At 65.1% G+C, this 6,675-nt stretch carries 4 protein-coding genes and 1 pseudogene; 1 reads left to right on the forward strand and 4 read right to left on the reverse strand.

Annotated features, from left to right (window positions below):
* Positions 1 to 22 precede the first annotated feature (22 nt).
* From JCM9942_RS20200 to JCM9942_RS09040, 4 genes and pseudogenes are all read right to left on the reverse strand, one after another.
* The gene (locus JCM9942_RS20200) at positions 23 to 1,501 is read right to left on the reverse strand and encodes a TonB-dependent receptor (protein ID WP_256202350.1); all 1,479 of its coding nucleotides are present in this window, start codon (positions 1,499 to 1,501) and stop codon (positions 23 to 25) included.
* Positions 1,416 to 1,838, reverse strand: a complete 423-nt coding sequence (locus JCM9942_RS20205) for a hypothetical protein (protein ID WP_256202351.1) — start codon at positions 1,836 to 1,838, stop codon at positions 1,416 to 1,418. The genes JCM9942_RS20200 and JCM9942_RS20205 overlap by 86 nt, the downstream gene beginning before the upstream one ends.
* A 545-nt stretch (positions 1,839 to 2,383) precedes the next feature.
* Positions 2,384 to 3,193 (reverse strand): annotated as a pseudogene (locus tag JCM9942_RS20730) (TonB-dependent receptor plug domain-containing protein); the annotation flags it as partial.
* Positions 3,194 to 3,445: 252 nt separating this feature from the next.
* The gene (locus JCM9942_RS09040; protein ID WP_054659144.1) at positions 3,446 to 6,196 is read right to left on the reverse strand and encodes a TonB-dependent receptor; all 2,751 of its coding nucleotides are present in this window, start codon (positions 6,194 to 6,196) and stop codon (positions 3,446 to 3,448) included.
* 270 nt (positions 6,197 to 6,466) lie between these two features.
* Between JCM9942_RS09040 and JCM9942_RS09045 the strand changes: the two genes are divergently transcribed.
* Positions 6,467 to 6,675 (forward strand): PfkB family carbohydrate kinase (locus tag JCM9942_RS09045; protein ID WP_256202352.1); only part of this gene is annotated, 209 nt, incomplete at its 3' end.

Below are 6,675 nucleotides of genomic sequence, written 5' to 3' on the forward strand. Positions count from 1 at the left end.
GCGCCGCGCGGCGGGCGCTTGCTCAGAACTTGTAGCGGGCACCGAGGTAGTACTGGCGGCCGGTGACGGTGTAGCGGTCGGCCAGCTGCAACGACGAATCGACGTAGCGGCTGTCCGGCGTATCGAGCAGGTTGATCGCCTCGAAGGTCAGCGAGAGCTTCTTGCTCAGGCGGTAGGACATGTTGAAGTCGACGTTGCGCACGCTGTCCTTGCCGGTCACATCGGCGGTGGTCAGCTGCTTGCCATCCAGGTCCCAGACGTTCTCGCGGCTGAGGATCTCGCCGATATAGCCGTCGCGGTAGCTGGTGGAGACACGCGCACTGAAGGTGCCGTCGTCGTAGTACAGGGTGGCGTTGTACGAGTTCGGCGACAGGTTGACCAGGTCGTTCTCGGTGAAGGTGGTGGTGACACTGGTGTTGCTGTTGGCCGCCGTGCTGAACATGTACTTGATGCTCGACTCGACGTGGGTGTAGTTCAGCTGGATGCCGAACTTGCTCCAGATGCCCGGCAGGAAGGTGAAGGGCTGCTGGTAGGTCAGCTCGTAGCCCTTCAGCGGGCCACCGGGGGTGTTGTAGTAGCTCTGCACGTTGAACAGCGTGTCGGCGGTGAAGCCGGCCGGCAGCAGATCCAGCGAGTAGCCCATGTCGCCCCAGGTGGTCAGCAGGCGGGTGCGCTGCACATAGCTTTCGATGTCCTTGTAGAACACCGCCGCCGACAGCAGCGCGCCTTCGGCGAAGTACCACTCCGCGCTCAGGTCGTAGTTGGTCGAACGGAACGGATCAAGCTTGGGATTGCCCAGGTTGATGGCGAACACGCGGCCGTCGTCGAAGTAGCCGGTGGGGCCTCCGCTGACGCTGGGCGAGAGGTAGGCCAGGGTCGGCCGCGCCATCGTCTTGGCCGCGCCAAAGCGCAGCACCACGTTCTCGGCCACGTCCCAGGCCAGGTTCAGCGAGGGCAGCACGTCCTGGTAGCTGTGGTTGACGATCGAGCGCACCAGCGAGCGCTCGCCGGCCGCGGCGGTGGCACTGGCCACGCCGAAGAACGACTCGCAGTTGGCCGAGTTGTTGCCCGTCGTGGCTGCGTTGCACGGCGCCCAGCCCGAGGCGCTGATCTGCGTATCGACCACGCGCACGCCCAGGTTGCCGCGGAACGCGCGATCCAGCAGCTCGGTGTTGAAATCCAGCTGCAGGTAGCCGCCCAGCTCTTTTCGTTGACCTCGAAGTTGTTGTTGGACGCGCCGAAGTGGCCAACACCGGCCAACCGGTAGTCGCCCCCCTGCACGCCTTTGTCGCAGTTGCAGTTGATGTCCAGCAGCGTGGCGATCTTGTCGAAATCCGGCACCAGCCAGCCGCTGGGCACATTGCCCGACAGGTTCTTGCCGAAGCCGGTCAGCGTGGTGCTCAGGTCGGCGATGCTCACCCCGGCCGGCAGCGCCTGGGCCAGGCGGCCGTAGCTGATGTGTCGGTACTCTTCCGACGCCATGTCGTAGTCCTTGTAGCAAGGCCGGTACGCAGGGTGAAGGTCGGATTGAGGTTGAACTGCAGGTCGAGCTTGGCGGTGTCGAAGGCGTTGCTGACGTAGCTCGGATTCAGGCGCACTTCGCTGATGTTGCTGCCGCGCGAGGTGCCATTGCTGTTGACCGGCACCGCGCCGTAGCCCAGCCACGACCACGCCGCCGGATCATTGAGCGCGAACGGCAGGGTCATGGCCGGCATGTCGCCGCCGTTGCGCATGTCCATCACGAAGCCGTCGATGTTGCTGTTGTCGAAGCTGACCAGCGAGAACACCGGGCGCTCGTAGTCTGAGCGGGAATGGCCGACCTGCGCTTCGAGCTTCACCGCGTCGTTGAAGTGGTGGTCCAGGTTCAGGCTGTACTGCTGGAATCGGTCGATTCCTGGATCTGGCTGGACTCGGTGCGGAAGTCGACGTTGTCGAACACGCCATAGACCAGCCGGTTCTGCGCATCCACCTCGGCCTCGCGCACCACGATCTGGGTCTTGCCGCCGAGGTTGGCGGCACGGTGCAGGTTGGCGCCGAGCGAATCCTCGCGCTGGTCCTTGTCCAGCTGAGAGTACATCGCATCGAAGCTGAGCAGCGTGTCGTCGGAAACCTTGAACTGCAGCGCGCCGGTGACGCCCAGCCGCTCGATCTCGTGCGCGGTGCGGATATAGCGCGGGTAGCGCGGGATCCAGGCGTTGGTGGCGGTCTCGTAGGCGGCGATGTTCGCGGCGGTGGCCGTCGGGCGTGGCAGGCCGGTGCCGCAATGGGTGGCGCTGATGCCGTAGCTGCCCCAGCCGTTGTTGCGGTCCTGGTTGGCCTGGCTGCCGCTGCCGGCCGGGGTCTCGTTGGAGGCCGGATTGCGCGGCGTCTGCGGGTTGTAGCCCAGCGGTGAACAGAAGCCGTAGGTGCCGTTGTTGGCGGCGTTGGACTGGTTGGAGTTGCGGTGGTTGCCGTGCTCCCAGCGCACCGGGTTGTAGCCTTCCTCGTAGACGTTGCGCTTGCTGTAGGACGCCGACAGCAACGCGCCGAAGCGGTCATCGGCCCAGGTGTTGCTGATCAGCGCCGACACGCGCGGATCGTAGTCCCTGGCCAGCTCGCTGTATCCGGCCTGGGCGCTGGCCGAGGCCTGGAACCCGTCGAAATCGAACGGACGCGAGCCGCGCAGGTCCACCGTCGAGCCCAGCGAACCTTCGTCCATCTGCGCCGACTGGGTCTTGTTGACCTTGACCTGGGAAAACAGCTCCGAGGCGAAGGTGTTGAAGTCGAAGCCGCGGCTGCGGTTGACGCCGCTGCTGCCGTTGCCGGCGGTGGCCAGCGCCTCCAGTCCGTTCAGGCGCACCCGGGTGAAGTCCGAGCCCAGACCGCGGATCGAGATGCGCTGGCCTTCACCGCCCTCGCGGTCGATCGACACGCCGGCGATGCGCTGCAGCGACTCGGCCAGGTTCTGGTCGGGGAACTTGCCGATGTCCTCGGCATAGATGGCATCGACCTGTTCGGTCGAATAGCGCTTCTCGTCCAGCGATTTCTGCAGGCTCTGGCGGTAGCCGGTGACGGTCAACCCGTCCAGTTCGGTCGGGCTGGCCGGCACGGTGGCCTGTTGGGCCAGTGCGGCCGGGGTCGCCAGCACCGAAGTGATGGCGAGGGCAAGCAAGGTAACCGGTGTCTTTCTGATCTGGCGCATACGACGATCCATGTAATGGGCTCCTCCCCGGAGGGACTCGGTCAACGTGGCAACGAAGCAGGGGCGGTGGCGAGGGCTGATCGCGCTGGCAGCCCCGGCCAGCACGGGCCGGGGAGTGTTCGATACGCCAGCACAGGTCCAGCAGCGCACAGACGCAACCGCGCAGGAGCGGTCTGCCGGACGCCGGCAGCGCCGCGCTGTGGACAACGGAACAGGGCCGGGTCGGTGGGGGCGACCCGGCCCTTCACAGGCCCGGTGGAACGGTCAGAACTTGTAGCGCAGGCCCAGCGTGTACTGGCGGCCGGTTTCGCTGTATTCCAGCGGCAGCGAGACCGACGGATTGGCCACCCACGATTCCTGGGCTTCGTTGGTCAGGTTGGCGCCTTCCAGGCTGATCTCCAGCTGGTCGCTGATGCGGTAGTGGATCGAGGCATCGACGAAGGTGGTGCCGCTCTGGCCATGCACACCCAGGCCCTTGCTGTCGAAACCGGCTTCGGTGCCCGGCACCTGGATCAGGTAGTCGTCGCGGTTGGTCGCCGAGACGCGGCTGGACCACTTCTCGCCTTCATAGAACAGGGTGGCGTTCCACGAGTTGCGCGACAGACCGGTCAGGTCGGCCTTCTGCGCCAGGACGCCGGCGCCGGTGACGTACTGGATCTTGGATTCGACGTAGGTGTAGTTCAGCTGCGTGCCGAGGTTGGACCACTTGCCCGGCAGGAAGGTGAACGGCTGGGTGTAGTTGAACTCCACGCCGGTCAGGTCGCCACCGGGGGTGTTGACCGGGGTGCTGAACACGAAATCGTCGGTGACGGCGGCGTTGAGGTTCTCCAGCAGGCTGGCCGGCAGGCCGCTGCTCGCATACGGACGGGTTTCGCGGGTGTTCTGGATGAAGCTCTCGATGTCCTTGTAGAACAGGCCGACACCGAGCATCGCCCCTTCATTGAAGTACCACTCGAAGCCCAGGTCGGCGGTCTTGGCGCGCACCGGATCCAGCAGCGGGTTGCCGCCACTGACCGTCTTGGCACTGCCGCTGACGCTGACCGTCACACCCGGCGTCAGGCTGCCCAGGCCCGGACGCGACATCACCTTGGCCGCACCGAAGCGGACCAGGAAGTCCGGGGTGATCTCGGCCACCAGGTTCAGCGAGGGCAGGAAGTCGTTGTACTCACGGGTCACGGTGGTGGTGATCGGCGTACCGCTGGCCGTGGCCACGCCGGTGGAGGTCTGCTTGGTCTTGACGTAACGCGCGCCGAGGTTGCCCGAGACCGGCACCGCACCGATGTCGAAACCGAACTTACCCATCAGCCAGGCGCCGCGATCCTGCTCCTGCACGTTGCGGATGCTGGCGTTGTAGTCGGCCAGCGCGTAGATGCCTTCGCCGCTGAGGATGTCGAACTCGCTGGCGATGCCGTTGAAGTTCGGCACCACCCACTTGCCCGGTGCGCCGGTCATGCCCTGCAGCGCGGCCAGTTCGGTCATGTTGACCGGCACGATCTTGCTGCCGTTGAAGGTCGGCACCACGGTTTCGTTGCCGACGCGGCGACGCTCCATCGAATCGAAGCCGAAGTTCTTGGCCTGCACGCCGCCTTCCAGCGTGAACGAGGGCCCGATCACCCACGAGAACTCCAGCTGGCCGTTGTCGAACTCGTTGGTCACGTAGTTCTGGCGCAGGCGGATCGTGGACAGGGTCCAGCCATTGGGATCGGTCGGATCCACGCCGTAGTTGAACACCGGCTTGTTGACGTTGCCGCGGTAGTCGTAGCTGTAGCCCTGGACATTGAGCTTGTCCATCATGACCGTGGCCTGGACCGGGTTGTCGTGCTTGGAGCGCGAGGTACCCACCTTGCCGGTGATGGTGAAGTTGTCGCTCAGACGGTGCTCGCCATCCAGGCTGATCTGGTAGAAGTCCGTGCTCCACTCGTCGTGGCGGTTTTCGGCGCGGATATCGACGTTGTCCATCCTGGCGTAGACCAGCGCGCCGTTGCGCACCTCGCCATCGGTGACCAGGATTTCCTTTTTGCCGTCGTTGGACGACTTGCTCAGGCCGTTGGCCTCGATGTACTTCTCGTCGCGCTTGGCGTCGATCTTGGAGTACAGCGCATCCAGGCTGAAGGTGGTGCGGTCGGACGGCTTGAACTGCAGTGCACCGGTTACGCCCAGACGCTTCTGGTCATGCTCCATCAGCGTGTAGCGCGGGAAACGCGGCGCATACACATCCGTCTTCAGCGCGTCCTTGAACGGCGAGGCCGCGTTGAAGCCGCCATTGGTGCCGCCACCGGCCCAGCGCACGGTGCCGGAGCCTTCCTCGACGGTCTCCCGCTCCGAGTAGGCCACCGACAGCAGCGCGCCGAACTTGCCGTCGGCCCAGCTGTTGGCGATCAGGCCGGCAAAGCGCGGCATCGCCGACTGCGAGGCATCGTTGTAACCGGCCTGCACGTTGCCGACGATGGTCAGGCCGTCATAGTCGAACGGACGCGCGGTACGCAGATCGACCGTGGCACCGAGCGAGCCTTCCTCGACATCGGCCGAGGCGGTCTTGCGCGCGATCAGCTGCGAGAACAGGTCCGCGGCGAACACGTTGAAATCGAAACCGCGGCCGCGGTTGGTGCCGCCCTGGCCGTCGCTGCTGCCGACCGTGCTCAGCGCTTCCAGGCCGTTGATGCGCACGCGGGTGAAATCCGGACCCAGGCCACGCACCGAGATGTTGCGGCCTTCGCCGCCATCCCGGGTGATCACCACGCCGGGGATGCGCTGCAGCGACTCGGCCAGGTTGCTGTCGGGGAACTTGCCGATATCCTCGGCAACCACCGCATCGACCACGCCGCTCTCGCCGCGTTTGATGTCCAGCGCCTTCTCGACGCTGGCGCGGTAGCCGGTGACGGTGACGGTGTCCAGTTCGGTCGCGGCTGCGCCGCCGGCATCCTGCGCCAGCACGGCACCGGAGTGCAGGGCCAGGCTGATGCCCAAAGCGAGCAAGGTAACCGGTGTCTTTTTCTTCGCGTTACGTGGATCCATGTGCTTCCCCTCTCCAAGGTCTACATGTGATGCGGTGTTCTTGTTGTGTCATCCGCTGAATGACACCGCTAGTCAAAACGGAAAGTAGCAGCTGCGTGAAAGAGGAGCATCTTGCACTGCAGCAGGGGGAAAACGCGTGCCAAACCGTTGTCCAGGCACTGCTGGCGGGCAGTGCGGGACAGGACAGCAGGGACAGGATCCACTTATGACACCGATGGTCAAACTTCCGTGCCATCATTCCCGGAAATCGACTGCAAGCAGGAGCGCTTGATGAATTTCCCCCGTGTGGTCTGCTTTGGCGAGCTGCTGTTGCGGCTGGGCGCCCCCGGTAACCAGCTGCTGCTGCAGAGCCCGGCGCTGGAGGTGCATTGTGGCGGCGCCGAGGCCAATGTCGGCGTGTCGCTGGCCCACTTCGGCCACGACGTGGCGATGGTCAGCGTGGTCGCCGACAACCCGCTGGGCGCGGCGGTGACCGGCGA

Origin of the sequence: Stenotrophomonas pictorum JCM 9942, assembly GCF_001310775.1 — a bacterium.
GTDB classification, from domain to species: Bacteria; Pseudomonadota; Gammaproteobacteria; order Xanthomonadales; family Xanthomonadaceae; genus Stenotrophomonas; species Stenotrophomonas pictorum.

What these genes read in the sequence shown, in the direction of transcription:
- JCM9942_RS09040 (WP_054659144.1), bottom strand. Translation starts at nt 6,196, where the DNA reads ATGGATCCACGTAACGCGAAGAAAAAGACACCGGTTACCTTGCTCGCT.